General features: G+C 58.3%; 1 protein-coding gene. It reads left to right on the top strand.

From position 1 onward, the window contains the following. Positions 1 to 557 (top strand): glucosamine-6-phosphate deaminase (locus tag H5T41_11510; protein ID MBC7109386.1); only part of this gene is annotated, 557 nt, incomplete at both ends.

Below are 557 nucleotides of genomic sequence, written 5' to 3' on the forward strand. Positions count from 1 at the left end.
AGCTTGCGCGTCTTTATAAGGAAAACCTTCTCGATTTCTCCCAGGCCACCGCGTTTAACCTCGACGAATTCTTGGGGCTTCCTCCCGAAGACTCCGGGTCATTTCGATCCTACATGACGCGGAACTTCTGGAGTTCAGTGAACTTGCGACCGGAGGCCTGTCATATTCCCCATAGCCTCCCAAAGGGTCCGGAGGCGGAGTGCCGGCGCTATGAGGCATTGATCGCGGAGAAAGGCGGCCTCGATCTTGCCATCCTCGGCCTCGGAAAAAACGGACACATCGCGTTCAACGAACCGGGAACTCCTTTCGAGTCCCTGACCCATGTGGCCGAGCTTTCCGAGGAGACCCGCAAAGCGGAGGCCGAACGCTTCGGAAGCTCGGAAGAAGTGCCGAAGAAAGCGATCACCATGGGCATACGCACCATCATGAATGCCCGGGAGATCCTGCTTTTGGTGTCGGGGCCGGAAAAGGCAGAGATTCTTGCGCGAGCTCTTTTTGAGCCGGTGACGCCAAAGGTCCCGGCCTCGGTGCTACAGCTCCATCCGGCCCTCACCGTG

It is taken from the genome of Methanomassiliicoccales archaeon (assembly GCA_014361295.1).
GTDB lineage: Archaea > Thermoplasmatota > Thermoplasmata > Methanomassiliicoccales > JACIVX01 > JACIVX01.